Here is a 26836-nt window from a genome sequence, read left to right on the forward strand (position 1 = left end):
CCGGCGTGGCAGGCCGGGGCGGGGCGGCGGCAGGTTACCGCCCGTCGGCGACGCTGCCGTTCGTGGCCGAGTTCCGCCGGCAGGCGTCGCGGCGGCGTACCCAGCTGGCGCTCGGGTTCATGGTGCTGCTGCCGTTGATCATCCTGATCGCGTTCCAGTTCGGTTCCGGTGACGACGAGGGGGACGGGCGGGGCGAGTTCTCCAGCCTGGCAGACCTGGCCACCGCGGGCGGGTTGAACTTCACCCTCTTCTCGATCCTGGTCTCGGCGTCCTTCCTGCTGGTCGTGGTGGTGGCGTTGTTCTGCGGGGACACCGTGGCCAGCGAGGCGAGCTGGGGCAGCCTGCGTTACCTACTGGCCGTCCCGGTGCCCCGGGCGCGGCTGCTCACGGTGAAGTTGCTGGTCGCGCTCGCGTACTCGGCGTTGGCGCTGCTGCTGCTCGCCGGCACGGCGCTGCTCGCCGGCACCCTGCGGTACGGCTGGACGCCGCTGCGCAGCCAGGTGGCCGCCGAGCTGACGCCGGGGGAGGGGGTGCTGCGGCTGTTGGCGGTGCTCGGCTACCTGGCGGTCGTACTGCTGGTGGTGGCCGGGCTGGCGTTCCTGCTGTCGGTGATCACGGACGCCGCGCTCGGCGCGGTCGGGGGCGCGGTGCTGCTGTGGATCCTGTCCAGCATCCTGGACCAGATCACCGCGCTCGGTGCGCTGCGTTCCTTCCTGCCGACCCACTACAGCACCGCCTGGCTGGGGCTGCTCTCCACCCCGATGCAGACCGACGACGTGGTGCGGGGCGCCATCTCGGCGATCAGTTACGCGACGGTCTTCTGGGCGCTGGCCTTCTGGCGCTTCACCCGCAAGGACATCACCAGCTGACTCGTCGGGACCGGGGCAGGAACCGGGCCACGGGAGGACCGTTTCCTGCCCCGATCTCTACCGCGGCGCGGGGGCCGGTATGTGCGGTGGGCAGGGCGCAGCGACCCTCCTTCAGTCTCGCGTCGCACCAGACCCGGGTACGCACGGACTGGCGGTCCTCCTCGGAGAGGGTGGTCTCGCCGAAGTCGATGGCGAGCACGTGGCCGAGGGACCGGCGCAGCGCCATGGCCAGGGCGGCGGCCTGGTCGACGCTGGTCAGCGTGGTCGGCAGATGAATGATCCGGTGCGGCTCGTTCACGGGTGCCACCGGCTGTTCGGGGCCACCCGGGTGTGCCGGCAGTCGGCGTGCCGCGACTGCCACTGCCGCAACGCCTGGCGGATGCGTTCTCCCTCGGTGTTGGCGGTGCACAGGTCGCGGGTGAGCCGTTCCAGCTCGTCGGCGAGCCGGTCGAGGTAGGCGTACACCTGCTCGGGGTCGAGGCCGCGCCACCGGCGACGATCGAAGGTGGCGGCGCGGACGTGCTGCGGCAGCAGGCGTTGCATGGCTCGGTACATCACAACTGTCTCTCCTTTCGGTGTCCGTCGGGATGCCGTGGTTCGATCGGGCCGGGCTGCGGCACCGGGGCGGGCGGGGTCGACCGGCACGACCGCGCGCGTGGCGTACCGGCCGGAGCCCGGCACCCGCCCCGGGCCCGTCTTCCGCTCGGGGAGTCCGCTCAGGGGGTCGCTGGTTCCGCGCCGGACAACCCGCCGGTGAAGGCCGCCAGCGCCGCGACGGCCGTGGTCAGGCTCTCCGCCATCAGGCCGAGCTGTTCGGCGGCGCGCTGCCACTGATCGGCCACCGTCTCGTCGACCAGGCCGGGCCGGTCCGCGCCGAGAAGCTGCTGCCCGGCGGTGGTGATCCGGGCCGGGAACTGCCCGATCCGGGTGGCCGCCCCGCCCAACTGGTCCCGCACGGTGTCCAGCGCCGTCACCAGTCCACCGATGGTGACCGGCTCTTCGTTGCCGGCATCGGCACGCAGCCGGCCGGTTCCGTCCCTGAGCTGCTGTTCCGCGTCGCCGGCAGGTTGAGGGTGTCCTCGCCGCTGCGCCGGGCCCGCCGGATGGCAGGGTGCGCGGAGCCGCCGCTCATCCGTTCCAGCAGCACCGGTGGCGGCGGCGCATCCTCAAGCCGGGGGACAAGCTGCCGAGTACCCGCGAGTTGGCTGATCAGTACGAGACGAGTCCGGTGACCGTCCGCAAGGCGGTGGACATCCTAATTGAGTCTGGCGAGCTGCTGGGGCGGCAGGGCCTCGGAGTTTTTGTAGCCAGGGAATCCGACGTCGAGGGCTGAGGGCCGGAGGCCGCGTTCAGCGGACTACGGGGCTGCCTTGGTCATGGGGGCGGTGATGACCTCAGTCACGCAGTGGCGGAGCCACTCGTGCGCGCCGTCGGTGTCGTGCCGGCGGTGCCACGCCAGCGACACCCCCATGGTGGGCAGTACGACGGGCGGGGCGAGCACCCGCACGCCGGGTACCCATGACACGTGCTCGCCTCGCCGTACCGGCAACAGGCCGACCAGGTCGCTGCGCGCGACCATCAGCAGCGCCTCGGTGTGCGACGGTACGACAGCGACCACCGCGCGGCGCAGGCCGTGCGCGGCGAGTGCGGTGTCCAGCGGGCCGGTGGCGAGGCCCCAGTAGGAGGCGCTGACGTGGTCGGCGGCGGCCAGCCGGGCCGCAGTGAGGCGGCCGCGGGTGAGCGGATGCCCTTCCCGCACCGCCAGCGCCATCTCGTACTCCGCCAGTGGCTGCACCTGGACATCCGGTGGCGCGCCGTTGATGACGCCGATCTCCAGATCGACGTCGCGGTCCCGCAGACGGCCAGAATCGGTAGCGCCCTCGCCGAGAAGCCGCAGCGTCACACCGGGCGCCTCGCGGCGAATCCGGTCCAGCAGCCGCGCGCCGACCACGGCGGCCAGGTCGGCGGCCACGATCGAGAAGGTACGGGTCAGCCGGGGCAGGTCCGGCATGCCCGGCGGCGTGAAGATCGCCTCGGCGCGTTCGAGGAGTTCGCGGGTGGCGACCTGAATCTCCAGCGCCCGTGGCGTCGGCGTCATGGTGCGGCCGGTGCGCACCAGGATGGCGTCGCCGGTGGCCTTGCGGATGCGTGCGAGCGTGCGGCTCATGGCCGGCGCGGAGAGGTGCAACCGCCGCGCGGCGCCACCCACGCTGCGCTCGCTGAGCAGCGCGTCGAGCGCGGTGAGCAGGTTCAGATCCAGCCGTGATTGCGTCACATGCATCCTTGCTGTGCAGAAGTTGCATTTGAGGTTAACTCATTCGGACCCTAGCGTCGGTCACATGACCTTGACCGGCTCGATGCTGAGCCTCCTGCTGAACCGGGCGACCTTGCCACCTCCGACGAGACCCTCACGTCGATCTTTCCCATGCCGATCGAACAGCAAGGAATCCCGATGATGCGAGAAGTAACGACCTTGCCCGCCGGCAGGGTGGCGAAGTGGGTCATCGTGGCCCTTTGGATTGCCCTGCTGGTCCCGGCGCTGATGCTGGCCGGCAAGCTCGGTGACGTCGAGAAGAACGACAATGCGGCCTGGCTGCCCGGCAACGCGGAGTCGACCAAGGTCGTCGAGCAGGCCGGGAAGTTCCGACCCGCCGAGACCCTGCCCGCCATCGTGATCTACGACCGGCCCGGGGGCGTCACCCCCGCCGACATGACCAAGGCCCTGGCCGACGCCGAGGCCTTCAAGGGCATCAAGAACGTCGTGGGGCAACCGCAGGGCCCATCGAAGTCCCAGGACGGCAAGGCCATTCAGACCGTGGTCCAGGTTCACGACGGCAAGGAAGGTTGGGTCGGAGCCCGCAAGGTCATCGACGCGATGACCGAGGTCGTTGAGCAGAACGCCAACGGTCTCAGGTTCCACGTCACCGGACCGGCCGGCTACGCATCCGACTCGATCAAGTCCTTCGGCGGCGGAGGTCTCGTGGAGACGATCACCGCATTGGTGGTCGTCGCCATCCTGCTGTTGACCTACCGCAGCCCCCTGCTGCCACTGGTGCCGCTACTGGCCGCGGGTGGCGCTCTTGTCACAGCCGAAGCGGTGATCTACCTGCTGGCGAAGAACGCGGGACTCACCGTCAACACGCAGACCAGCTTCATTTTGACCGTGCTGGTGTTCGGCGCGGCCACCGACTACGCGTTGTTGCTCATCTCGCGGTACCGGGAGGAGTTGCGGCGGCACGAGGACCGGCACGAAGCCATGGCGGAGGCCCTGCTCCGCTCTGGTCCCGCGATCATCGCCAGCGCCGCGACCGTCGCGGTCAGCCTGCTGGTGCTGATGCTCGCCACGCTCAGCTCCACCAAGGGACTCGGCCCGGCCAGTGCCATCGGCATCCTCGTCGGACTGCTGGCCATGGTCACGCTGATGCCGGCCCTGCTGGTCATCTGCGGCCGCTGGATCTTCTGGCCGGTGAGGCCCTCGTACGGATCGGCCGAGGCGACTCGGCCGAGCATCTGGACCCGGGTCGGCGTCGCTGTCTCCCGCCGGCCGCGGATCGTGTGGATCGGCACCGCGCTCGTCCTCGGCGTCATGACGATCGGGGTGACGGGCCTCAAGGCCGACGGGATCCCCAGCAGGGGCCAGTTCACCAACGAGACGCAGGCGGTCGTCGGTGAGGAGATCCAGGCCAGGCACTTCCCGGCCGGGTCGGGTGACCCCGTTTATGTCGTGGCGAAGGCCGCCTCGGCGGAGCAGGTCAAGACCGTGCTGTCCGGCGTACCAGGGATAGCCGACGTCGCGGCACCGATGATCAAGGATGGTGAGGCCCTCGTCCTCGGTACGCTCGACGACCCTCCCGGCAGCAGGGCCGCGATGCGCGCCGTCGAACAGGCCAGAGCCGCGATCCACCAGATCGAGGGTGCGGATGCCCTGCTCGGCGGCAATACGGCGATAGCGCTCGACATCCAGCAGTCGGCCGCCCGCGACTCCAAGGTGATCATCCCCATCGTGCTCGTCGTGGTCTTCGGAATCCTCGCGCTGCTGCTGCGGGCGATCGTCGCACCACTGCTGCTCATGGCCACCGTGGTGCTGTCGTTCGGGGCGGCCCTCGGCGTGAGCGCTCTGATGTTCAACCACGTGTTCGACTTCGCCGGGGCCGACGCGAACTTCCCGCTTCTGGTGTTCGTGTTCCTGGTCGCCCTGGGCATCGACTACAACATCTTCCTGGTTACCCGGGTACGCGAAGAGGCAACGCGGCACGGCACCCGGCGCGGCGCGCTGACGGGTCTGTCCGCCACCGGCGGCGTGATCACCTCGGCGGGCCTGGTGCTGGCCGGAACCTTCGCGGCACTGGGCGCGCTGCCACTGGTGTTCGCGGCACAGCTCGGGTTCGCGGTGGCGTTCGGCGTGCTGCTGGACACCATGATCGTCCGCTCGGTCCTGGTCACCGCGCTGACCCTGGACGTGGGGCGATGGATGTGGTGGCCCAGCAAACTGTTCAAGCAGCACGACGATCCCCAGCCACCGACGGGCAAGCCCGACCTCGAACCCGCGCTCGCGGGTACCTGACACACGTCACCACCGGCGCACCAGCACCAGGGCCTTCCGACACCGATCGGGAGACCCCTGCACCTCGACGGCCGGCTGACCCGCCACCGGGGCGACCCAGGAACCTGCCGTCGGTCGCCGGCACCGTGGGGTTGTCGACCAGATTGCGCCAGATGGGGGCGGCACCGGCCCGCTCCCCGGGTGGAGCACGAGCTGCCGCGGTTGACCAGTTCGATGCCCATCGCCCGCAGCCCCATGGCGGCGTCGACGTCGAGGGCCGTGATCCGTACGCCCCCTGGTGGGCAGTCCTCGGGGTGAGTCGGTCGCGCGGAGGTGGTGGGCGAACCGGCCGTCGGGACGGGGTCGCCGGTGTGGTGGGTGGTTCGGTGCCGGTCGTGCATCCGGCCATCAGCGCGGCGACGGCTGTCGCGCAGAACCGGCCCGCCCTCGCCATCGTCACCCTCGATACCTGCCGCGGCCCGGCCTTCCCGTGGAGGCGGCGTGGGTGGCCTCGATGTCGTCGACACTCGCACCCGATTGGATACTTCGCCCGTGTCCAAATCCAAGAGCAACATGATGACCGTCGGACAGCGTCTGGTGCTCACCGTCGGTCTGCTTGCCGCGATGACCGCGTGCACCGGCAGGACCGGGACGGGTGGCACGCCAGCCGATGTCCCCGCGAGCAGCGGCGGCACGGGCTCGGTCGGGCGGGCGTCGAACATCGCCCGCGACGGCATCTTCGACGTGAGCCGAACCAACGAGGCGGAGTTTCGGGTTCAGGTCGACGGCGTGTCGCGCGACCCGAAGCGGACGGTGCTGCGGGTCACCGTGACCAACCTGGAAGCCACCGAACAGTTGGGCATCGACCGGTTCGGCGACTCCAGCTCGGACTACTCGTTCGTCGGGTTCAAACTGCTGGACCCGGTCGGCGGCAAGCTCTACCACGCGTACCGGCTGGACAACGTGTACGGCCTGGGCTTCGGCAGCCGCCTCAACGAGGTCAAGCTACAGCCCGGGGTGCACTACTCGGCGGTCGTCTACTTTCCATCCTTGCCGCGGAGCGTCACGGCGGTGACCGTGCTGTCCCCGGGCACGACGGGTGAGTTCACCGGCGTGCCGGTCACCGAGGGAAGCCACACCGCCACCCCCGTGGCGGAGGACGCCCGCGCCCGAGTTCAGCAGATCCTGGCGATCAACTCACCGCATCCGCCCGGGGCGACCGTCGAACTGCCCGCGGTCGAGCCACCCGCAGACGCGTTCAGCGTGGTCGCCGACGTGTCCGGCCTGGTCGTCGGCCCGGAGCGGGAAACTCTGTCCTCCTCGGTGCAGAACTCTGTGGCGCTGCGTTCGGACATCCTGTTCGACTTCGGCGAGGCGACCCTGACGGGTAAGGCGAAGACGCTGCTCGCCGAGACGGCGAGGGAGATCGCGGGCGGCGCCGATCCGGCTCGACCGATCACCGTGATCGGGCACACCGACGGGATCGGCTCCCCCGCGGACAACCAGAAGCTGTCCGAGCGGCGCGCCCAGGCGGTCGAGGCGCAGCTTCGGGCCGAGCTCGGCGGCGGTTGGCGGTTCACGGTCTCCGGCAAGGGAAAGTCCCAGCCGGTCGCCGAGGAGAGGAGACCGGACGGCTCCGACAATCCCGAGGGGCGCGCCCGCAACCGCCGGGTCGAGATCACGTATCCGCGGAAGCCGGCCACCGCCACCGCGGGTCCCGACGGTGCCACGACAACGCAGGCCACGGGTGGCGGGGGGACGCCCGCCGCGTTCCGCGCCGACGACGGCACGGTGGTGGCGGAGCGGGACGGTGCGTCCGACAGTCAGACGGACTCCGCCGGCCCGGTGAAGTTCCACCTGAGGGTCTACCCGTTCTACCGCGACGGCGGCTACCTCGTCGCGGTCTTCGACCTGGCGAACCTGTCCGGGACGAAGCTCGACCCCGGCTTGAACTACTTCAGGTCACCCGCCTACCCCGGACCGGCGTACGCGTCGTTCGCGGTGACCGACCCGGCGACGGGCACCGCGTACCGTGCCGCGTTCGTGACCGTGGACAACGTGAAGAGCTACCTTGACGGGCAGCTACACGGCTGGCAGACCGGGCAGCCGCAGCGGGCCTACATGTACGTACCGGCGCCCCCGGCGGGTGCCCAGTCGGTCACCTTCGACGCCGGACCGTTCGGCAAGATCGAGAACGTGCCGGTCAGATGAAAGGCCTGGCACTCCGACTGCCGCGGCCCACGTGGTCAGGGTCCGGCGGGTAAGGGTGCCGCGGACGTGGGCAAGATCACTCGCGAGACTCGGTGTGCGCGACACCAGCTGCCGGGCTGGATTTTGCCTCGGAGACCTTCCCGGCAGCAAGATAGTTATTAACTTCCATGAGTCTATACCTCATATTGGGGTGACCATCCCACTCCTCGGAGGTGACCAGATGAATGTTGACCGGTTGAGCGGCCCCGCCCTGTCCCTGTTCCGCATGGTGATCGGGCTGCTCTTTCTCTGCCACGGCCTGGCGTCCGTCTTCGGCGTCCTGGGCGGCAACCGGGGTAGCGGTGAAGCGCTGCCGGTCGCTCAGTGGCCCGGCTGGTGGGCCGGGCTGATCCAGGTGCTCTGCGGCGCCCTGGTGATGGTCGGGCTCGCCACCCGACCGGCCGCCCTCCTCGCGTCCGGCTCGATGGCGTACGCCTACTTCGTGGTACACCAGCCCGACGGGCTGCTGCCGCTGCGCAACGGTGGCGAACTCTCCGCCCTCTTCTGCTGGTCGTTCGCTCTGATCATGGTGCTCGGCTCGGGCCCGTGGGCGCTCGACACGGTGTTCCGCCGGCGTCGTGGACAGGCCGTCCGGCCGGGGGTGGCCGAGCGGAGTTCGGTCCCCGCCTGACCCGGCCGCGGCGCACGTCGTCGGATGCCGGCCCCGGGGTCTCCGGCGACGTGTCGCAGGTCGGCGCGGGTCTGTCGCCCGGCCGTCGGCGACATGGGGGATGGCTCACACCGTGGGAAGCCCCCTGGGCGCGGGTACCGAATCCGCTTAAACTCCTCGGTACAACTGCATACCTCATCCAGAGGGGCTGAGGGATACGGCCCGACGACGCCCCGGCAACCACCCGCACGCTCGACGACGAGCCGGCGCGGGCAGGTGCCAATTCCGTCCCCGCCGCACGGTGCGATGCGGGGAAAGATGAGAGGACTCCTCGACATGACGTCGACGCTTCCCGCCTCCGCCGGCATCGACACCGCCACCAGCCCCGCCCGCGCCCTGGTCTGTCGCGCCTGTTCCGCGCGCTACCCGCTGGCGGCCCAGCACGCCTGCTACGCGTGTTTCGGGCCGCTGGAGGTCGACTACGACACCGCCGCCCTGGCCGCCGTCACCCGCGCCCAGATCGAGGCCGGCCCGCAGAACATCTGGCGCTACGCCGCCCTGCTGCCCGCCGGTCAGGACCCGGCGACCCGGGTCACTCTCGACCCGGGGCTGACCCCGCTGGTCGCCGCCCCGCACCTCGCCGCCGAGCTCGGCGTCACCGCCCCGCTGTGGGTCAAGGACGACAGCGCCAACCCGACCCACTCGTTCAAGGACCGGGTCGTCTCGGTGGCGCTGACCGCCGCCCGCCAGCTCGGCTTCACCCGCTTCGCCTGCGCCTCGACCGGCAACCTGGCCAACTCGGTGGCCGCCCACGCGGCCCGCGCCGGGGTGCCCTCGGTGGTCTTCATCCCCGGTGACCTGGAGCAGGGCAAGGTGGTCACCACCGCCGTCTACGGCGGCGAACTGGTCGCCATCGACGGGTCGTACGACGACGTGAACCGGCTCTGCGGCGAACTGGTGGAAACCGACGAGTTCGAGGACACCGCGTTCGTCAACGTCAACGTCCGCCCCTACTACGCCGAGGGCTCCAAGACCCTCGGGTACGAGGTGGCCGAGCAGCTCGGGTGGCGCATTCCCGCCCAGGTGGTCATTCCGATGGCCAGCGGGGAGCTGCTCACCAAGGTCGACAAGGCGTTCAGCGAGCTGGTCGAGATCGGCCTGGTGGAGGCGCCGGCCGGTGGCTGGAAGGTGTTCGGGGCGCAGTCGGCCGGCTGCAACCCGATCGCCACCGCCCTGCACGACGACCGGGACACCATCGTCCCGGTCAAGCCGACCGGCATCGCCAAGTCACTCAACATCGGCGACCCGGCAGCCGGCCTCTACGCGCTGGAGGCGGTGCGCCGCACCGGCGGCTGGATGGAGTACGCCGACGACGACGGGATCCGCGAGGGCATCCGGCTGCTCGCCCGCACCACCGGCGTGTTCGCCGAGACCGCCGGCGGGGTCACCGTGGCGGTGCTGCGCAAGCTGGTCGAGTCCGGCCGTCTCGACCCCACCGCCGAGACCGTCGTGTTCAACACCGGCGAGGGACTGAAGACCATCGACGCGGTGGCCGGCCAGGTCGGCCCGACGCACCGCATCAAGCCCTCGCTGCGCGCCGCCCGTGCTGCCGGCCTGCTCTCCTGACACCCCGTCCCGTCCTGCCTCGCCCCGTCCCCGGGGCTGAGCTGCCGCACCCGGGTGGGGGAGGGCGCATCGCCCGAGCGGGGGATGGGGGCGATCCGCCGGGTAACTGGCTTTTTGCTGTGAGTGCGGAAAACCTGCCGTCGAGGACTTGACGGCAGGAAAGGGACGGCGCAAGATGCTCCGTGCGGGAGGGCATCCGCCGGAGACTTTTCAAGTTCTTGCGACCCAACGCCGGAGGCGTTGTGCGGACGTCCCTCCCGACCAGCGTCCGAAGGGGCCGGCGGATAATCGCTGGCCCCTTCGTCGTCCCTTGGCCCAGGCTCACGGCATGCCCGTCACCGTCACCGCCATCGACCCCGCCGACCAGGCCGCGGTCGACGCGGCGTACCGGATCGGCGCCGCCGCCCAGCCGATCGACCTTCCGGGTCTCCCGCCGTACTGCCGGCGGCGGTTCGAGGCACTCGTCTGGCATCCGATGCCCGGGATCGCCACCCGCTGGGCGCTGGCCCGGCTCGACGGGTCGCCGGCCGGCTGGCTGCGCCTCGAACTTCCCCAACTCGACAACACCGACAACGCCGTCGCCGAGCTGGTGGTGGAACCGGCGTACCGGCGGCGGGGGGTGGGGCGGGCGTTGCACGAGCACGGCCTGCGACTGCTGCGCGAGGCCGGCCGCAAGCGGGTGGTCGGCGCGGCCGTCTCCGCCCTGCCCGGCGGCCCGGAGCGGGACCGGGCCGGGGACGCCTTCGCCGTGGCGGTCGGCGCTCACCCCGCGCTCGCCGAGGTCCGCCGCCGGCTCGACACCACCGCCCTCGACCGGGCCGCGCTCGACGCGCTGGCCGACACCGCCCGGGGCGCGGCGACCGGCTACCGCACGGTGCGGTGGCGGCAGACCACCCCGGAGGAGTACGTCGCCGACGTCGCCTACCTGGAGGGGCGGTTGATGGCCGACGCGCCCACCGGCGACCTCCAGTGGGAGCAGGAGAACGTCGACGCCGACCGGCTCCGGGGCATGGAGCGGGCGCTCGACATCCGGGGAGTCCGCCGGTACCACGTCGGGGCGGTGCACGAGGCCAGCGGCCGGCTGGTCGCCTGGAGCCTGCTCACCCTCGCCGCGAACAGCACCTGGCACGCGTGGCAGCAGAGCACCATCGTCGACCCGGACCACCGGGGCCACCGGCTCGGCCTGCTCTGCAAGATCGAGAATCTGGAGCACGTGCTGGCCCACGAGCCGGGGCTGCGCGCCATCGACACCTACAACGCGGCCGACAACGTCCACATGGTCGCGGTCAACGAGCAACTCGGCTTCCGCGCCCTGGACGCCGCGACGGAGTGGCAACTGGCGATCTGAGTTGTGACAGGGCCCTACTGATCTGCGGCCTTCCTGTTGCATGATGGCGGGCATGACGGAGACCCCGCAGGCCCTGTACGACAGGCACGCCGACACCCTCGACCGGGCGCTGACCGCGATCACCGAGCGGGGGTACTGGTCCGCCTACCCCGAGTCGCCCAGCCCCCGGGTGTACGGCGACACCGCCGCCGCCGACGGGAAGGCCGCCTTCGAGGCGTACCTCAACGGCGACTTCCCCCTCGACCAGCCCGGCGCCGTCGACCGGGTCGCCACCGAGACCAGCCCGTTCGGGCTGCCGCTGGGCGTGCGCTACCCGCACGCGGGCGCCGACGAACTGGTCGCCGCCGCCTCCGCCGCGCTGCCCGCGTGGCGGGACGCCGGCCCGCGCGCCCGGGCGGGGGTCTGTCTGGAGATCCTGGACCGGCTACACCGGCACGTCTTCGAGTTGGCGAACGCGGTGCAGTTCACCAGCGGCCAGGCGTTCGTGATGGCCTTCCAGGCCGGCGGGGCGCACGCCCTGGACCGGGCGTTGGAGGCGGTCGCCTACGCGTACGCCGAGATGACCCGGCACCCGGGCACGGCCGCCTGGGAGAAGAGCGCCGGCAAGGGCGACCCGCTGCGGATGGCCAAGACGTACCACGTGGTGCCCCGAGGCGTGGCCCTGGTGATCGGCTGCAACACCTTCCCGACCTGGAACTCGTACCCGGGGCTGTTCGCCTCGCTGGCCACCGGCAATCCGGTGGTCGTCAAGCCGCACCCCCGTGCCGTGCTGCCGCTGGCCATCACCGTCCGGTACGCCCGCGAGGTGCTCGCCGAGGCCGGCTTCGACCCGAACCTGGTGCTGCTCGCGCCGGAGGCCCCGGGTGAGGGGCTCGCCTCGACCCTGGCCCTGCACCCGGCCGTGAAGATCGTCGACTTCACCGGTTCCACCGAGTACGGCGACTGGCTGGAGGCGAACGCCCGGCAGGCGGTCGTCTACACCGAGAAGGCCGGCCTGAACACGGTTGTCGTCGACTCCACCGACGACTTCGCCGGGATGTGCCGCAACCTGGGCTTCACCCTCACCCTCTACAGCGGCCAGATGTGCACCACCTCGCAGAACATCCTGATCCCGGCCGGCGGCATCGCCACGGACCAGGGGCACAAGAGCTTCGACGAGGTGGCGGCCGGCATCGCCGCCGCGGTCGGCAAGCTCACCGCCGACCCGGCCCGGGGCGTCGAGCTGACCGGCGCGATCGTCAACGACGGGGTGCTGGCGCGTCTCGACGAGGTCACCAAGGTCGGTACGGCGGTGCTGGAGTCGCGTACCGTCGCGCATCCGTCGCTGCCCGGCGCGGTGGTGCGGACGCCGACCATCGTCCGGCTGGCCGCCGACGACACCGAGGTGTACGGCAGGGAGTGGTTCGGGCCGATCTCGTTCGTCATCGCGACCGACTCCACCGCGCACAGCCTGGAGATCCTCCGCGCCACCGTCGGCGCGAAGGGCGCGCTGACCGCCGCCGTCTACTCCACCGACGGGGCCGTGCTGGACGCGGCCGAGGCCGCCGCGATCGACGTCGGGGTGCACCTGTCCTGCAACCTGACCGGAGGAGTCTTCGTCAACCAGTCCGCCGCGTTCTCCGACTTCCACGGCAGCGGCGCCAACCCGGCTGCCAACGCCGCCCTGACCGACGGCGCGTACGTCGCGAACCGGTTCCGCATCGTGCAGAGCCGCCGGCCCGCCTGAGTCTCGTTCCTGGGGGTTTCCGGGCAGACCGCCCCGCCCCGGGCGGTCAGGCTCGATCTCTCCGCGAGGCGGTCTGCCCCGGAGACCCTGCCGTGTCACCCTCCGCCCGGGATGTGGTCTTCCAGGTTCTGCCGTGCGTCGGGTCCCCTGGTCTGGTCGGGGTCAGGCGGGGCGGCGCATCTGGAGTTCGCGCATGGCCGCGACGGTGGGGTGGGGAACGCGTACGCCGGTGTCGGTGAAGCCGATCCTCTGGTAGGCGCGGTAGGCGCGTTCGTTGCCGACCACCACCTCAAGCATCAGCTCCGGCCGGCCGCACTCGCGCGACCAGGCGGCCACCGCGTCGACCAGGCGGCCGAGCAGTCCCCGGCCGCGCCAGGTCGGGGTCACGTACACCGCGTAGATCACGGTCAGCGCCGGTTCGTCGGGGGAGGCCATCCCGCCGGCGTGGCCGACCAGCCGGCCGCCGGGGTCGGCGACGAACTGGGCGGTGTGGCAGCCCTGGGAGACGTGGGCGACCCGGGCGGCGTACTCGGCGTGCGGGCGGGCGGCGGCCTGGGCGATCGTCTCCAGGAAGGCCAGCGGGGAGTCGGCGAGCATCTCCAGCCGCAGCGCCCGCATCCGGGCGGCGTCGGAGGGGCGTACCCGACGAACGGTGGCCGTCGAGGGGTCCGGCGGGGTGTCCGGCGGGGCCGGGGCACGTGTCATGGCACCTGCTTACCGTAGCGATGGACGCCGATGGGGGCAGCGGTTCTTCTGTGCCGGATATTGCCTGATTTGTGGTCGTGCGCCGTCGTCACGCTTCGTGTAGCGTGCGATTTCGGTCACCGATTCAGCGGCCGTCGCCGATCGCCGAACGAGGGGCCCCCGGTGCCGGTTCGCCGGTGTCCGGAGTTGTGGAACGCCGCGCAGAGTGAGGAAGTGCACCGTGGCACAGGGCACCGTGAAGTGGTTCAACGCCGAAAAGGGCTACGGCTTCATCGCCGTCGACGGCGGCCAGGACGTCTTCGTCCACTTCTCCGCCATCGAGATGGACGGCTACAAGGCGCTGGACGACGGTCAGCGGGTGGAGTTCGAGATCGCCCAGGGCCAGAAGGGTCCGCAGGCCGAGCGGGTCCGCGTCATCGCCTGAGTCGGCCCGGTCCCGCCTCGTCGCGCTACCCGGGCGGGGCAGCGGCGCTGGCGGGCACCCGGAAAGATCGGGAGCCGTTCCAGCTGTCGTCGCTGAGGAGGGCTCATGTCCGACCAGTCCCCGCCGGGTGCTTCCGAGCCCGGTCCCGTGGATTCGTCCGGCCCCGGTGGCAAGTCCGAGCCCCCCGGCCCGGTGGTGCCCCGGCAGTCGAGCGGTCCCGACCCGTCGGACGGGTCCTCCGCGACGGAGCCCGGCGGGTCGGGCTGGCCGGCCGCCGACCCGGCCGGGCCGGCCCGGCCGGAGGTGGGCGGAGCCGCCGCCGGTCAGCCCGTCGATCCGTACCCGTGGCATCCGCCGGCGCCGCCGGTCCACACCCTCCCGCCGGGCGCGGGCCCGTACCCGGGCTATCCGCCCTACGGCGGCCACCCCCCGTACGGCTGGCCCGCCGTGGGCGGGAACCCGAACGATCCGCTGGTCAACCCGCCGTACGCCGGGGTGGGCGGCTGGTTCGCGCGCTGCGCCGGTGCGGTGCGCCGGGGTTGGCCCCTGCTGCTGCCGCTGTTGTTCCTCACCCAGGTGCTGCCCAGTCTGACGATCTCGCTGGTGACCCTCGGGTTGAGTCCGTCCGTCGAGGAGCAGTCGCTCCCGGCCGACGGCTCCCTGCCCGAGGGCTTCTTCCGCGACCTCGCCGTCCTCGGAGCTGCCGTTGTCGTGCTCGCCCTGCTGTCCAGCCTGGTGCAGTGCGTCGGCTGGGCGGGCGGCACCTGGGTGGTGACCCGCCAGGCCGCCGGGGAGCCGGTCGCCTTCGGCGGGGCGCTCCGGTACGGTCTGCGCCGCGCTCCCGGCCTGTGGGGCTGGCAGTTGCTGGTCTCGCTGCTGGTGCTGGCCGGGTCGTGCTTCTTCCTCCTGCCCGGCGTCTACCTCGCCTTCGCGCTCGCCCTCGCCGGCCCGGTCTACCTCTTCGAGCGGCAGAGCCCGATCGGCCGGTCCTTCCGCTTCTTCCACGACCGGCTAGGTCTGGTCCTCGGCCGGGTCGGCCTGGTGGCGCTGGCGATGCTCCTCGGCGTCGGGATCGGCGCGGTGCTGGAGGAGATCGCCACCGCGCCGTTCGGCCTCGACCCGCTCGCCTCGCCCGGCTCGGCCGTGGCGGTGCTCGTCCTGGTCCTGGTCGCCGGGGTGCTGACCCTGCCGTTCCAGCTGGTTCAACTCGTCGGGCTGCTCGCCACGTACGCCGAGCAGCGGGCACAGGAAGGTCCGGTGGACGCCGCCCGGCTGGCGGCGGAACTCGGCTGACCGATCCGGAGTGTGCTTGCACTCGGCATGGGAGAGTGCTAAACAAGTCATTGGCACTCGCATCATGCGAGTGCCAAAGGTCGGGGCGGTGGGGCCACGGTCGCGGTGACGTTCCGCAACGTCAACGGGGCACATGGCCGGTCGTCGCGGGCTATCCGGCCCGGCCGAAGGACGTCGCCGTCGCCAGGTGGCGACGTCCCAAGGTGCGTACACCAGGCGGCCCATCCGGGGCACACACTCGGGTGGCCCGTGAGTGTCCAGGAGGACAACGCCGTATGGCCAAGATGATCGCGTTCGACGAAGAGGCGCGCCGCGGCCTCGAGCGGGGCATGAACCAGCTCGCCGACGCCGTGAAGGTGACGCTCGGCCCCAAGGGCCGCAACGTCGTGCTCGAGAAGAAGTGGGGCGCCCCCACCATCACCAACGATGGTGTGAGCATCGCCAAGGAGATCGAGCTCGAGGACCCGTACGAGAAGATCGGCGCCGAGCTGGTCAAGGAGGTCGCGAAGAAGACCGACGACGTCGCCGGTGACGGCACGACGACGGCGACCGTCCTGGCCCAGGCCCTGGTCCGTGAGGGCCTGCGCAACGTGGCCGCCGGCGCCAACCCGATGGCCCTGAAGCGGGGCATCGAGGCCGCCGTGGCCAGCGTCTCGGAGGAGCTGCTCAAGCTCGCCAAGGACGTGGAGACCAAGGAGCAGATCGCCTCCACCGCCTCCATCTCGGCCGGTGACACCAGCGTCGGCGAGATCATCGCCGAGGCGATGGACAAGGTCGGCAAGGAAGGCGTCATCACCGTCGAGGAGAGCAACACCTTCGGGCTGGAGCTGGAGCTCACCGAGGGTATGCGCTTCGACAAGGGCTACATCTCCGCGTACTTCATGACCGACCCGGAGCGCATGGAGGCCGTCTTCGACGACCCCTACCTCCTGATCGTCAACAGCAAGATCTCGTCGGTGAAGGACCTGCTCCCGATCCTGGAGAAGGTCATGCAGTCGGGCAAGCCGCTGCTGATCATCGCCGAGGACATCGAGGGCGAGGCCCTGGCGACCCTGGTCGTCAACAAGGTCCGCGGCACCTTCAAGTCGGTCGCCGTCAAGGCGCCGGGCTTCGGTGACCGTCGCAAGGCCATGCTGGCCGACATCGCCATCCTCACCGGTGGCCAGGTCATCAGCGAGGAGGTCGGCCTCAAGCTCGACGCCGTCGGCCTCGACATGCTGGGCCGCGCCCGCAAGGTCGTGGTGACCAAGGACGAGACCACCATCGTCGACGGCGCCGGTGACGCCGAGCAGATCCAGGGCCGGGTCAACCAGATCCGGGCCGAGATCGACAAGAGCGACTCCGACTACGACCGGGAGAAGCTGCAGGAGCGCCTGGCCAAGCTGGCCGGCGGTGTTGCGGTGATCAAGGTCGGCGCGGCCACCGAGGTCGAGCTGAAGGAGCGCAAGCACCGCATCGAGGACGCCGTCCGCAACGCGAAGGCCGCCGTCGAGGAGGGCATCGTCCCGGGTGGTGGCGTCGCGCTGGTGCAGGCCGGCAAGACCGCCTTCGACAAGCTGGACCTGACCGGCGACGAGGCGACCGGCGCGCAGATCGTCAAGATCGCGCTGGACGCCCCGCTGCGGCAGATCGCCGTCAACGCCGGCCTCGAGGGTGGCGTCGTCGTCGAGCACGTCCGCAACCTCGAGCCGGGCCACGGCCTCAACGCCGCCAACGGCGAGTACGTCGACCTGCTGGCCGCGGGCATCATCGACCCGGCCAAGGTGACCCGCTCGGCGCTGCAGAACGCCTCGTCGATCGCGGCGCTGTTCCTCACCACCGAGGCCGTCGTGGCGGACAAGCCGGAGAAGACCCCGGCCGCCCCGGCCGGTCCGGGTGGCGGGGACATGGACTTCTGAGTCCAGCTCCACCAGTACGCCGAGAAGGGGCGGGCCGCGTCAGCGGTCCGCCCCTTCCGCGTCCGTCAGGGCAGGGCCCGCTGGTTGCGCCGCTTCTGTGTCCGGTCGTACGGCGGCGCCGGGACGGGTTCGTCGACCACGGTCACCGGCTCGTCGGCCGCCTCGTCCGCGCCGGCCAGCTCCGCCAGCTGCTCGGCGTCGCCGTAGTCCCGTCGGTCGAACGGCACCGGGGTGGGCGGGTCGCCGACGGGCGCCCAGGCGCCGGGCACCGTGTCGTCGCTCTGCTCGTCGTCCGTGGCCATGGCGCGCCTCCTCTACCGAAACGGTAGGGGTCATCGGTCGGCGGCGCGGGTGAACCGCGTTATGCCGACCACGATCCGTTCAGCCGGCCCGGGCTGCTTGGACGGCGGCGTACGCGTCGACGATCCCCGCGCCCTGGGCGTCGGCGCCGGCCGCGCAGCCGCCCGCGCCGGGAGCCGCGGCGGCCGGTTGCGCGGTTTCCCGCAGGACGCGCCGGGTGCGCTCCAGGTCGCCGACGAGCGTCGGATTGGCCGACCACATCAGCGCCACCACCCCCGCCACCTGCGGGGTCGCCATCGAGGTGCCGGCCAGGGTGGCGTACCCGCCGCCGGGCATCGCCGAGAGCACGTCGGTGCCCGGCGCGACCAGGTCGGGTTTGGCCGCCCCGCCGGTGGCCGGCCCTCGACTGGAGAACCCGGCGACCCTCCGCTGTCGGTCCACCGCGCCGACGGTCAGCACGTCCGGGTACGGCGCGGGCGGGTCGGCGATCGAGCCGCAGTAGGGGCCGGTGTTGCCGGCGGCGGCGACCACGAGGATCCCGGCGACGGCCAGCGCGGCGGTCGCCGGGCGCAGTGCCCGGGCGTCGCACCCCTCGACGGGCGGGCAGCCCCACGAGTTGCTGAGCAGGTCGGGTGCCCGGTCCGGCCGGCCGTCGGTGAACGGATCGCCGCCCGGCGGGAACGGGGCCAGCATGAACTGGAGGCAGTCCAGGTAGCGGGCCGGGCTGCCCAGGTTGCGGTCGAGGTTGACGCAACCAACCCAACGCGCGCCGGGGGCGACGCCGATGCCGTCGCGGCCGACGGCACTACCGAGGGTGTGGGTGCCGTGGCCGGCCCTGTCGTGCGGCGACCGGGTGCCCTCCCAGGGGTCGTACCAGGAGTCGTCACCGCCCCGGAAGCCCCCGGCGAGCGCCGGGTGCCGGCCGTCCACGCCGGAGTCGGAGCTGCCCACCACCACGCCCGTGCCGGTCACCCCCAGCTCGGACCAGACCCGGTCGGCTCCGATCAGCCGGATGTTCCAGACGGGACCGGTGGGCGCGGACCGGTCACCGGTGGTGGCCGGGGCCGGGGCCGGAAGCGGGCGGAGCCGCTGGCTGAGCAGGACCCGGTCCACCTCGGGTCGGCCGGCGAGCCAGGCCCGCACGGCCGGACCGCCGTCGGTCTCGATCGCGTTGACCAGGTAGTAGGGGGTGGGGTTCAGCCCCAGCCGGGCCAGGTCCCGGCGCAGGTCGGCCTGGGTCCGGTCGGCGGTGGCGACCAGCCGGCGGTACACCTCGGCGGCGCGCGCGTCCCGGCCGGCGCGACCCGGCGTCCCGGCCGGGACAGCGGAGAGGTCCGCCTGTTCGCGCAGCACCACCAGCAACCGCTCGCCGTGCCACCCGGGTTGCCCGGGGCCGAGGTCGACCACACCGACGGTGCCGAGCAGGACCGCCGCGACCAGCGTGGCGACCCGCCGGCTCGGCACGGGTCCGCGCGGGCGGGCCAGCAGCACGCCGTACCCGACGGCGAGCAGGACCGCGGCGGCGAGCCCGCCGGCGGCGGCGACCGCCACCCAGAACGGCACGTCCCGGGTGGTGGCCAGCAGGATGGAGATCTCCTCCGGGTCGGCGAAGGCCAGTGGGCCGAACAGCGCCAGCCCGACCAGCCAGCGGGTCGGGGCCGCGCCGGTCGCGCCGGTACGCCGGGCCAGGGCTCGGAGGGCGGCCAGGGTGAACGCGACCGGCGGCACGGTGAGCAGGGCGGGAAGCTGCGCCCCCGACTGGCCGGCCCCGGCGGCGAGCAGCAGCAGGGCGACCCCGGCGACCAGGCCGCCGACCAGCACCGACCCCGCCGGTCGGGATGGTGCGGTGGGGTCGAACGGCACCCAGAACCGCCCGTCGAGCAGGACCCCGGCGAGGCCGCCGAGGGCTGCCGCGGCTGCCGCCGCGGCCAGAGTCTCCAGCAGGCCGCCGAGCGCGCCGAGCCAGACCCAGGGCAGCAGCAACGCCAGTCCGGCGGCCACCGCGAGCAGGGCGACCGGGCCTGGCCGCCGGCCGTCGGATGCCGCCACGCGGCGAACCGCCTGGGCCGGTCCGGGCGGATTCGGCCCGGCGGTGTGAAGGGGGTGGGGCAGGCGGGCGGCGACCACGGCGAGCGCGGTGGCGCTCGCGGCCAACGCGGTCAGGTAGAGCTCGTGGTGTGCGGGCGGCAGCGCCCGCAGCGCCCCCAACACGCCGAGGGCGACCGCTGCGGCCAGCCAGGCCCGACCGGTGGCGCGCACCGCGGCTGAGCGGGGGAGCAGCGCCAGCAGCAGGGCGGGCAGGCCGGTCAGCAGGACGGTGAGCGCGCCGGCCAGTGGCCAGAGCCACGTCCAGCGGTCCAGGCCGCCGGCCAGCCGGAACTGGTCGACCGACCACCCGGCGAGTTGCAGCAGCGTGGTGGCGGCCACCGTCCAGGTACCGGCGAGCGTCGCCGCCAGCACGGCCCACGGGCTTCCGTGTCGCACCCCGCCGTCGCTTCCGGAGTCAGCTGCCTCGGCCCGCATCCGGAAACAGTACGACAGCCGGGTGGCTGTGCCGCCGTCCTCGCCGTCCCGTTCACCCTCCGCTGTCGCGTTCGCGGTCGGGTCGTTGTTCGCGGCGCCGGTGCGCGGCTGCCACCGGGCGGGTCGCGGTCCGGTCCTCCCGAGGGCGCCTGCGCGCCTCCTCCGCTCTGCTGCCCTCCGCACGACGGTGACGAGGAGTACCCGGTATGTCGCCGCCGAGGTAGGAATAGGGGGATAGTGCTCGTCACCCAGGGTGAGCGATCGGGGGCGGGAGGTGCCGTCGGGCTCCACCTCTGCTGCTCGGGACCCCGGGCGGTTACCGTGGACGGGTGCGCGACCCCAACATGACCCGATCCACCGCCGGCCAGCTCTCCCCGGAGCGCCGCGCCGAGGACCTGCGTCGGCTCCGGGCCGAGCGGTTCGACGTGCTCATCATCGGCGGTGGTGTCACCGGGGCGGGCGCCGCGGTGGACGCCGCCTCCCGGGGGCTCAAGGTGGCCCTGGTCGAGGCGCGCGACTACGCGGCCGGCACCTCCAGCCGCTCCAGCAAGCTGATCCACGGAGGCCTGCGCTACCTGGAGCAACTGGAGTTCCACCTGGTGCACGAGGCGCTGACCGAACGCGGGCTGCTCGCCACCCGGCTCGCCCCGCACCTGGTGCGTCCCGTGCCGTTCCTGGTGCCGCTGCCGTCCGGGCGGGGGCTGCGCGACCTGCCGGCCCGAGCGTTCCGCCGGGCCTACTACGGCGCGGGTGTGGCCACCTACGACGCCTTCGCCGGGGTGTTCGGCGGTGGCCGGGGGATGCCGCTGCACCGGCACCTGACCCGTGAGGGGGCCCGGCGGGTCTTCCCGAGCCTGAAGACCGAGGGGCTGGCCGGCGCCATCCGCTACTACGACGGGCAGGTCGACGACGCCCGGCTGGTGGTGACCCTGGCCCGCACCGCGGCCAGCCTCGGCGCGACCGTGGTGTCCAGCGCCCGGGCCGTCGGGCTGATCCGGCAGGCCCGTGAGGTCACCGGGGTCCGGGTCCGTGACCTGGAGGCGGCCACCGGCTCCCCGGATGCCGAGTTCGAGGTACGCGCCCGGACGGTGATCGGCGCGACCGGCGTGTGGAGCGACGACATGTCGCGGATGCTCAACGACGTCGGGCTGCGGCCCGGGATCCGGGTCCGCGCCTCCAAGGGCGTGCACCTCGTCGTGCCCCGGTCGGCGATCACCGGAGAGACCGGGCTGATCGTGCGTACCTCCACCAGCGTGCTCTTCGTGATCCCCTGGGGCGGGCACTGGATCATCGGGACCACCGACACCGACTGGCGGCTGGACCGCTCGCACCCGGCCGCCTCCGCGCGCGACATCCAGTACCTGCTCGACCAGGTCAACACCGTCCTCGACCAGCCGCTGTCCATCGCGGACATCGAGGGCGTCTACGCCGGGCTGCGCCCGCTGCTGGCCGGCGAGGCGGACTCCACCTCGAAGCTCTCCCGGGAACACGCCGTCTTCGAGCCGATGCTCGGGCTGCTCCTGGTCGCCGGCGGCAAGTACACGACGTACCGGGTGATGGCCTCGGACGTGGTCGACCGGGCCGCCTTCCGCCTGGGCGGGGTGCGCCCGTCCCGTACGGCCGACCTGCCGCTGCTGGGCGCCGACGGGTACGCGGCGATGTGGCGGGATCGCGCCGACCTGGCCCGACGGCACGCGGTGCCGGTCGGGGTGGTCGAGCACCTGCTGGAGCGGTACGGCACCCTCACCCTGGAGTTGCTGGCGCTGATCGACGCCGACCCGCTGCTCGCCTCGCCGCTGGCCGGCGCACCGGAGTACCTCGCCGCCGAGGTGACGTACGCAGCCCGGGCCGAGGGGGCGCTGCACCTGGAGGACGTGCTGACCCGGCGTACCCGGATCTCCATCGAGACCACCCACCGAGGGCTGGAGTCGGCGGAGCACGCGGCGGAGCTGATGGGCGCGGTGCTCGGCTGGGACGCGGCGATCCGCGAGCGGGAGGTCGCGCACTACCGGGCGCGGGTCGAGGCGGAGCGGCAGTCGCAACTCATGCCGGACGACGCCACGGCCGACGCGGCGCGGCTCGGCGCACCCGACGTCCGCGGCTTCGCCGCGGACCGGGGTACCGAGGGAGACAACGTTGAACTACCGACATCCTCCCGGTGACCGATCGGGCACCGAACGTTGCACCCATCGACGCCCGTCCGTCCGACGGGTACCAACGCTTACCTACGGTCAGGTAAGTTGCGGCGCGTGGTTCCCCCTCAGTGGTCACGTGTGCTCATGGTCTGCGCCGGTGCCGTCCTGACGGTCACCCTCACCGCCTGTTCCGGTTTCGGCGGGGACGAGGCGTCCACCAAGGATCCCAGGGGGACGGGGGCGAGCGCCCCTTCCGGAGCCGACCGGGTCAGCCTGGTGCAGAAGCTCGGCCAGGACGGCCCGCTCCGTTCGCTCAATGTGGAGCCGGACGGCCGGTGGACGTGCGACGACTGCGCCGGTGACGGGGTCACCTCGACCGGGACGCTCGACCCGGAGCAGGTGACGCGGCTGCACGGGCTGCTCGCCGACCCCCGGCTGGCCCAGGAGACCGATCAGGTGCGCCAGTACCGGGCCACCTGCATCGACGCGCTGACGTCGAGCCTGCTCACCTCGGTCGGTCTGATCACCACACAGGACTGCCCGGGCGAGGAGCGCCCGCCGGTGGCGTACGAGATCCTGCTGCTGCTCACCCAGGCCACCCCGGCGGAGCCGACCGCCTGAGCCCGGCCGGGCCACGGCTCAGAGCACCTTGCCCGGGTTGAGCAGCCCCTCCGGGTCGAGCGCCGCCTTGATCGCCTGGTGCACCCGGATCCCAACCGGGCCGATCTCCCGGGCCAGCCAGTCCCGCTTGAGCAGCCCGACGCCGTGCTCGCCGGTGCAGGTGCCGCCGAGCGCCAGGCCGAGCCGCATGATCTCGTCGAAGGCCCGCCGACCCCGTTCCAGGCTGGCCGGGTCGGCCCGGTCGACCACGATGTTCGGGTGCATGTTGCCGTCCCCGGCGTGCCCGACCACGCCGATCGGCACCCCGCACTCCTCGGCGATCCGGGAGACCCCGTCCAGCAGCTCGGCCAGCGCGCCGCGCGGCACCGCCACGTCGTCGATGACCAGGCCGCCGTTGCCGGCGGGAAAGGCGTCGGCGGCGAACTTCTCCATCGCCGGGTGGGCCAGCCGGCGGGCCTGGAGCAGCGCCGCGGCCTCGACGGTGTCAGTGGCCGCGTACACCTCCTCGGCACCGGCCGCCGCGCAGACCTCGGCGAGCCGGGCCAGGTCGTCCACCGCCCGCACGCCGGTGTCGGCGGCGGCCAGCAGCAGCGCCTGCGCGTCGGTGCGCAACCCCATCGGCCGGTACGCCTCGATCGCCCGCAGATGGGTCCGGTCGAGCAGTTCCAGCAGGCTCGGGCTGAGCCCCCGGGCGGCGATGTCGGCGACCGCCGCGCCGGCCTGCGCCGTGGACCCGAAGACCGCCACCATGGTCAGCGACTCCTCCGGGGCCGGCCGCAGCGACACGGTGACCTCGGTGATCACTCCGAGGGTGCCCTCCGAACCGACGAAGAGCCGGGTCAGGTCGTACCCGGCGACGCCCTTGGCGGTGCGCCGACCGGTCCGCAGCACCTCACCGGAGGCCAGCACCACCTCCAGGCCGAGCACGTACTCGGTGGTGACGCCGTACTTGACGCAACACATCCCGCCGGCGTTGGTGGCGACGTTGCCGCCGATCGTGGACGACTCCCAGGAGCCCGGGTCCGGCGGGTAGCGCAGGCCGTGCTTCGCCACCGCGCCGGCCAGGGTGGCGTTGACCACCCCGGGCTGCACCACGGCGATACGGCTCACCGGGTCGATCTCGCGGATCGCGTCCATCGCCACCGTGCTCAGCACCAGCGCCCCGTCGACGGCGTTCGCCGCGCCGGCCAGGCCGGTCCGCGCCCCCTGCGGCACCACCGGTACGCCGTGCCGGGCGGCGGCCCGGACCACCGCCACCACCCCCTCGGTGTCGCGCGGGCGGACCACCACCAGCGGCGTCCCGGCGGGGCAGAGGTCCGCCTCGTCCCGGCGGTGTACGCGCAGCAGGTCCGGGTCGGTGAGGACGGCGTCGTCGCCGAGCGCCGCGCGCAGGTCGTCGAGGAGGGGGGAGCCAACCATGCGGGGAAGGCTAATCGCCGGCTAGATTGGCCGCCATGCTGTACCTCGACCGGCCCGCCTGGCCGTGGCGGGGGCGGCTCTGGTCGCACCTGATCAGCGACGTCTCGTACGCCGAGCTGCACGCCTTCGCCGAGGCACTCGGCGCGCCCCGCCGGGGCTTCGACCGCGACCACTACGACCTCCCGGCCGAGCGGTTCCGGGTGGCTGTCTGGCTCGGCGCCCGGGTGGTTCCCAGCCGCGAGATCGCCCGCCTGCTGCGCGCCGCCGGCCTGCGCCGCCCGAAGCACCTCCACTCCGCCGCTGCCCGCACCGTGGCCGAGCACCGGCCGGGTCTGGTGCTGCCCGGCTCAGCGCCGGAGCCGTCACCGTTCAGCGCCCGAGCGTCCTCATCGAGGCCGGACCGGTGCCAAACTCCCTGATCATCCGGTTTGGCGCAGGGCGACGAGCTCGCGGGTGAGATTGGCGCGGGCGGGCGCCTCCCCGGCGGCGGCCAGCGGGGGAAGCCGGAACAGCGCGGGGAGGGCCAGCAGGGACTCCAGCACCCGGGCGCGGCCGGCGCGGAACTCCGGTTCCGGCACGTGCGCGTACTCCCGGCGGATCGCCGAGGCGTACCCGTCGTACGCCGCCGGGGGTGCGGCGAGGATGGCGAGGTCGGCGTCGCAGAGCAGCGCCCCGTCGCGGTCGCCGACGGCGACCGCGTGCCCGGCGGTGAGCAGGACCAGCCGGCGGACCTCGGCCACCTCGGCGGCCGGCACCCCCGTGCGGGCCAACAGGGTGCCGGCCAGCTCGGCGCTGTTCCGCTCGTTGACGTCACCGGCGGCGTGCGGGTCGTAGACCGCGTCGTGGCACCAGGCGGCGAGCCGGACCAGGTCCGGCCGCCCGGCCCACGCCGCGTGCCCGTCGACGACGTCCAGCACGGCGGTGAGGTGGCGCACCGTGTGGTAGTGCCGGTGCGGCTCCCGCCAACGGGTGAGCAGTTCCTCGCCGGCCCGGGTCAGCGTCCGGTCGTCGCCGGTCGCCCCGGCGGCCCGCGCCGCCGCCCGCCAGCGCTCGATCAGCTCGGTCACCCCGCCGAGTCTGCCGCACCGCCGTGCGGGCCGGCTGCCGGGGCGGGACGCCCCAGGCGTCGACGCGAGCCGCGCCAGCGCCGCGACGAGCCGGGCCGGGACGCCGGGCGAGCGGCGGCCGGATGGACCACCAATCGTCCCGGGGCGGGGATGAACCGCCCCGGCGCGGGTAGTCCCGGCCATGGCCGTGGCCCGGGACCGACGACCGTCGCTGATGCGGCGCGCCGGCCTGCGCGAGCCCCCGGCGGACGTCGACTCCACCCGGATCGCCGCCGCCGTGGAGCAGCTGCGCCACCGGGGGCGAGCCACCCTTCAGGACCGGCTGCACCGGGTCCGGATGGCGTTCGGTCTGGCCGTCCAGGCCGGAGTGGCCGCCGCCCTGGCCTGGTTCGCGGCCTACGAACTGCTGGGGAATCCGCAACCGGTCTTCGCGCCGATCTCCGCGGTCGGCACCCTGGCCGCCTCGGTGGGCCAGCGCCTGCGCCGCACCGTCGAGCTGATCATCGGGGTGGCGGTCGGGGTCTTCCTCGGTGACGTGCTGATCTACTTCCTCGGCACCGGCGGCTGGCAGCTCGGGCTCGTGGTGACCTCGGCCATCCTGCTGACCATCTTCTTCGGGGGCAGCGTGGCCATCGTCATCCAGGCCGCCGCCACCGCGGTGCTGATCGTCACGCTCAGCCCCTCCACCCAGGACCTGGAGATACCCCGCTTCGTCGACGCCTTCATCGGCGGCGGGATCGCGCTGCTGGTGACCGCGATCCTGCTGCCGCTCAACCCGTTGCGGGTGATCAACCGGGCCGCCCGGCCCGCCCTGGACCTGCTCTCCGACCAGCTCGACGTCTGCGCCGAGGCGCTACGCAGGCGGGACCGGGACAGCGCCCAGCAGGCCCTGGAACGGCTCCGGGAGAACAAGGAGGAACTCGCCGCCTTCACCGAGGCGATCGAGGGAGCCAAGGAGACCATCACCCTCTCCCCGGCCCGCTGGCACCGGCGCAGCGAGCTGACCCACTACGCGGAGGCGGCCGACCCGATCGACCGGGCGATGCGCAACAGCGGCACGCTGATCCGGCGCGCGGTCACCCTGATCGAGGACGAGGAGCCGATCCCCGAGCCGATGCCCGAGGCGGTGGCCCATCTCGCCGCATCGGTACGTCTGCTGCGGCAGGAGTTCGCCGCCGGCCAGGAGCCGACGGAGGCCCGGGAGCGGTCCTTGCGCGCGGTCAGCGAGGCGGGCCGGGCGTACGGGCAGGGAGTCGGCTTCTCCGGCAGCGTGGTGATCGCCCAGGTGCGCACCACCGCCAGCGACCTGATGGTCGCCTCCGGCATCTCGCAGGAGGACGCTAACCGGCTGGTCCGGCGGTCCTTCGGCGATCACCGCGCGCCGCAGGGCGGCGGCCCCGAGCCGGACGGTGGGCGGCCGAAACCGCCCACCGCGCCGCCGGTCGGCTGACCAACCGCGACGTCGCGACCGGCCGAGGG

24 protein-coding genes and 1 riboswitch are annotated in these 26836 nt (G+C 72.7%); of the genes, 15 read left to right on the top strand and 9 right to left on the bottom strand.

Translation table 11 applies throughout. From position 1 onward, the window contains the following. Positions 1–5 precede the first annotated feature (5 nt). On the top strand, positions 6–869 hold the full coding sequence (locus E1165_RS17095; RefSeq protein WP_132392664.1) for an ABC transporter permease: 864 nt from the start codon (positions 6–8) through the stop codon (positions 867–869). On the opposite strand, the gene E1165_RS17100 is transcribed toward E1165_RS17095, so the two are convergent. The 3 genes from E1165_RS17100 to E1165_RS17110 form a co-directional block, all read right to left on the bottom strand. After that, positions 859–1176: a hypothetical protein gene (locus E1165_RS17100; protein WP_371687357.1), complete on the bottom strand. Its 318-nt coding sequence runs from the start codon at positions 1174–1176 to the stop codon at positions 859–861. The two genes, E1165_RS17095 and E1165_RS17100, sit on opposite strands and share 11 nt — an antisense overlap. Beyond that, complete coding sequence (locus E1165_RS17105; RefSeq protein ID WP_132392666.1) at positions 1164–1424, bottom strand: DivIVA domain-containing protein; 261 nt, start codon at positions 1422–1424, stop codon at positions 1164–1166. Before E1165_RS17105 ends, E1165_RS17100 begins: the two co-directional genes overlap by 13 nt. A 161-nt stretch (positions 1425–1585) precedes the next feature. Next, complete coding sequence (locus tag E1165_RS17110; protein ID WP_132392632.1) at positions 1586–1843, bottom strand: hypothetical protein; 258 nt, start codon at positions 1841–1843, stop codon at positions 1586–1588. A gap of 137 nt (positions 1844–1980) precedes the next feature. On the opposite strand from E1165_RS17110, the gene E1165_RS17115 reads away from it, so the two are divergent. Further along, the gene (locus E1165_RS17115) at positions 1981–2202 is read left to right on the top strand and encodes a GntR family transcriptional regulator (protein ID WP_243704827.1); all 222 of its coding nucleotides are present in this window, start codon (positions 1981–1983) and stop codon (positions 2200–2202) included. A gap of 24 nt (positions 2203–2226) precedes the next feature. On the opposite strand, the gene E1165_RS17120 is transcribed toward E1165_RS17115, so the two are convergent. Next, on the bottom strand, positions 2227–3144 hold the full coding sequence (locus E1165_RS17120) for a LysR family transcriptional regulator (RefSeq protein WP_243704828.1): 918 nt from the start codon (positions 3142–3144) through the stop codon (positions 2227–2229). Between the two features lie 177 nt (positions 3145–3321). Between E1165_RS17120 and E1165_RS17125 the strand changes: the two genes are divergently transcribed. From E1165_RS17125 to paaN, 6 genes are all read left to right on the top strand, one after another. Further along, entirely contained in the window at positions 3322–5433 is a 2112-nt protein-coding gene (locus tag E1165_RS17125; RefSeq protein WP_132392636.1) for an MMPL family transporter, read from the top strand. Positions 5434–5964: 531 nt separating this feature from the next. Then, positions 5965–7623: an OmpA family protein gene (locus E1165_RS17130; RefSeq protein ID WP_132392638.1), complete on the top strand. Its 1659-nt coding sequence runs from the start codon at positions 5965–5967 to the stop codon at positions 7621–7623. Positions 7624–7843: 220 nt separating this feature from the next. Further along, on the top strand, positions 7844–8293 hold the full coding sequence (locus E1165_RS17135) for a DoxX family protein (protein WP_132392640.1): 450 nt from the start codon (positions 7844–7846) through the stop codon (positions 8291–8293). A gap of 171 nt (positions 8294–8464) precedes the next feature. Then, a riboswitch (SAM riboswitch) is annotated at positions 8465–8597 on the top strand. An 11-nt stretch (positions 8598–8608) separates the two neighbouring features. Further along, positions 8609–9898, top strand: coding sequence for a threonine synthase (gene thrC, locus E1165_RS17140; protein WP_132392642.1), 1290 nt, complete (start codon positions 8609–8611; stop codon positions 9896–9898). 328 nt (positions 9899–10226) lie between these two features. After that, complete coding sequence (locus tag E1165_RS17145; RefSeq protein ID WP_132392644.1) at positions 10227–11246, top strand: GNAT family N-acetyltransferase; 1020 nt, start codon at positions 10227–10229, stop codon at positions 11244–11246. Positions 11247–11298: 52 nt separating this feature from the next. After that, positions 11299–12972, top strand: coding sequence for a phenylacetic acid degradation protein PaaN (gene paaN / locus E1165_RS17150; protein ID WP_207916923.1), 1674 nt, complete (start codon positions 11299–11301; stop codon positions 12970–12972). A 162-nt stretch (positions 12973–13134) separates the two neighbouring features. Here paaN and E1165_RS17155 read toward each other — a convergent pair whose 3' ends face one another. After that, complete coding sequence (locus E1165_RS17155; protein ID WP_132392648.1) at positions 13135–13677, bottom strand: GNAT family N-acetyltransferase; 543 nt, start codon at positions 13675–13677, stop codon at positions 13135–13137. A gap of 220 nt (positions 13678–13897) precedes the next feature. Here E1165_RS17155 and E1165_RS17160 point away from each other — a divergent pair, with 220 nt between their 5' ends. The 3 genes from E1165_RS17160 (at position 13898) to groL (ending at position 17292) form a co-directional block, all read left to right on the top strand. Further along, positions 13898–14101, top strand: a complete 204-nt coding sequence (locus tag E1165_RS17160; RefSeq protein WP_013288855.1) for a cold-shock protein — start codon at positions 13898–13900, stop codon at positions 14099–14101. A 105-nt stretch (positions 14102–14206) separates the two neighbouring features. Further along, positions 14207–15394: a hypothetical protein gene (locus tag E1165_RS17165; RefSeq protein ID WP_132392650.1), complete on the top strand. Its 1188-nt coding sequence runs from the start codon at positions 14207–14209 to the stop codon at positions 15392–15394. Positions 15395–15669: 275 nt separating this feature from the next. After that, a complete protein-coding gene (groL, locus tag E1165_RS17170; protein ID WP_132392652.1) occupies positions 15670–17292 on the top strand; it encodes a chaperonin GroEL in 1623 nt (540 codons plus the stop codon). Positions 17293–17357: 65 nt separating this feature from the next. Here groL and E1165_RS17175 read toward each other — a convergent pair whose 3' ends face one another. Continuing rightward, positions 17358–17594, bottom strand: a complete 237-nt coding sequence (locus E1165_RS17175; protein WP_243704829.1) for a hypothetical protein — start codon at positions 17592–17594, stop codon at positions 17358–17360. A 79-nt stretch (positions 17595–17673) separates the two neighbouring features. After that, a complete protein-coding gene (locus E1165_RS17180; protein ID WP_132392654.1) occupies positions 17674–20115 on the bottom strand; it encodes a S8 family serine peptidase in 2442 nt (813 codons plus the stop codon). 344 nt (positions 20116–20459) lie between these two features. On the opposite strand from E1165_RS17180, the gene E1165_RS17185 reads away from it, so the two are divergent. Together E1165_RS17185 and E1165_RS17190 are read left to right on the top strand one after the other, a co-directional pair. After that, positions 20460–22277, top strand: coding sequence for a glycerol-3-phosphate dehydrogenase/oxidase (locus tag E1165_RS17185; protein WP_132392670.1), 1818 nt, complete (start codon positions 20460–20462; stop codon positions 22275–22277). An 87-nt stretch (positions 22278–22364) separates the two neighbouring features. Next, positions 22365–22871 carry a hypothetical protein gene (locus E1165_RS17190; RefSeq protein WP_243704830.1) on the top strand — a complete coding sequence of 169 codons (507 nt, stop codon included), beginning with the start codon at positions 22365–22367 and terminating at the stop codon, positions 22869–22871. Between the two features lie 18 nt (positions 22872–22889). Here the strand turns inward: E1165_RS17190 and E1165_RS17195 are convergent, their stop codons facing one another. After that, positions 22890–24290, bottom strand: coding sequence for an FAD-binding oxidoreductase (locus E1165_RS17195; protein ID WP_132392656.1), 1401 nt, complete (start codon positions 24288–24290; stop codon positions 22890–22892). A 35-nt stretch (positions 24291–24325) separates the two neighbouring features. Between E1165_RS17195 and E1165_RS17200 the strand changes: the two genes are divergently transcribed. After that, positions 24326–24709, top strand: coding sequence for a DUF4031 domain-containing protein (locus E1165_RS17200; RefSeq protein ID WP_132392658.1), 384 nt, complete (start codon positions 24326–24328; stop codon positions 24707–24709). Here E1165_RS17200 and E1165_RS17205 read toward each other — a convergent pair whose 3' ends face one another. Next, positions 24710–25357 carry a metal-dependent phosphohydrolase gene (locus E1165_RS17205; protein WP_132392660.1) on the bottom strand — a complete coding sequence of 216 codons (648 nt, stop codon included), beginning with the start codon at positions 25355–25357 and terminating at the stop codon, positions 24710–24712. It abuts the gene before it with no gap. Between the two features lie 187 nt (positions 25358–25544). Between E1165_RS17205 and E1165_RS17210 the strand changes: the two genes are divergently transcribed. Further along, positions 25545–26807, top strand: coding sequence for an aromatic acid exporter family protein (locus E1165_RS17210; RefSeq protein WP_243704831.1), 1263 nt, complete (start codon positions 25545–25547; stop codon positions 26805–26807). Positions 26808–26836: the final 29 nt, after the last annotated feature.

Source organism: Micromonospora sp. KC723 (assembly GCF_004348595.1).
In the GTDB taxonomy this organism is placed as follows: domain Bacteria; phylum Actinomycetota; class Actinomycetes; order Mycobacteriales; family Micromonosporaceae; genus Micromonospora.

Excerpts from the sequence above, each read along its gene's own strand:
- E1165_RS17180 (WP_132392654.1), bottom strand. The coding sequence starts at position 20,115 with ATGCGGGCCGAGGCAGCTGACTCCGGAAGCGACGGCGGGGTGCGACAC.
- groL (WP_132392652.1), top strand. The coding sequence starts at position 15,670 with ATGGCCAAGATGATCGCGTTCGACGAAGAGGCGCGCCGCGGCCTCGAG.
- E1165_RS17195 (WP_132392656.1), bottom strand. The coding sequence starts at position 24,290 with ATGGTTGGCTCCCCCCTCCTCGACGACCTGCGCGCGGCGCTCGGCGAC.
- E1165_RS17125 (WP_132392636.1), top strand. The coding sequence starts at position 3,322 with ATGATGCGAGAAGTAACGACCTTGCCCGCCGGCAGGGTGGCGAAGTGG.
- E1165_RS17185 (WP_132392670.1), top strand. The coding sequence starts at position 20,460 with ATGACCCGATCCACCGCCGGCCAGCTCTCCCCGGAGCGCCGCGCCGAG.
- E1165_RS17165 (WP_132392650.1), top strand. The coding sequence starts at position 14,207 with ATGTCCGACCAGTCCCCGCCGGGTGCTTCCGAGCCCGGTCCCGTGGAT.
- E1165_RS17155 (WP_132392648.1), bottom strand. The coding sequence starts at position 13,677 with ATGACACGTGCCCCGGCCCCGCCGGACACCCCGCCGGACCCCTCGACG.
- thrC (WP_132392642.1), top strand. The coding sequence starts at position 8,609 with ATGACGTCGACGCTTCCCGCCTCCGCCGGCATCGACACCGCCACCAGC.
- E1165_RS17175 (WP_243704829.1), bottom strand. The coding sequence starts at position 17,594 with ATGGCCACGGACGACGAGCAGAGCGACGACACGGTGCCCGGCGCCTGG.
- E1165_RS17135 (WP_132392640.1), top strand. The coding sequence starts at position 7,844 with ATGAATGTTGACCGGTTGAGCGGCCCCGCCCTGTCCCTGTTCCGCATG.
- E1165_RS17200 (WP_132392658.1), top strand. The coding sequence starts at position 24,326 with ATGCTGTACCTCGACCGGCCCGCCTGGCCGTGGCGGGGGCGGCTCTGG.
- E1165_RS17145 (WP_132392644.1), top strand. The coding sequence starts at position 10,227 with ATGCCCGTCACCGTCACCGCCATCGACCCCGCCGACCAGGCCGCGGTC.
- E1165_RS17105 (WP_132392666.1), bottom strand. The coding sequence starts at position 1,424 with ATGTACCGAGCCATGCAACGCCTGCTGCCGCAGCACGTCCGCGCCGCC.
- paaN (WP_207916923.1), top strand. The coding sequence starts at position 11,299 with ATGACGGAGACCCCGCAGGCCCTGTACGACAGGCACGCCGACACCCTC.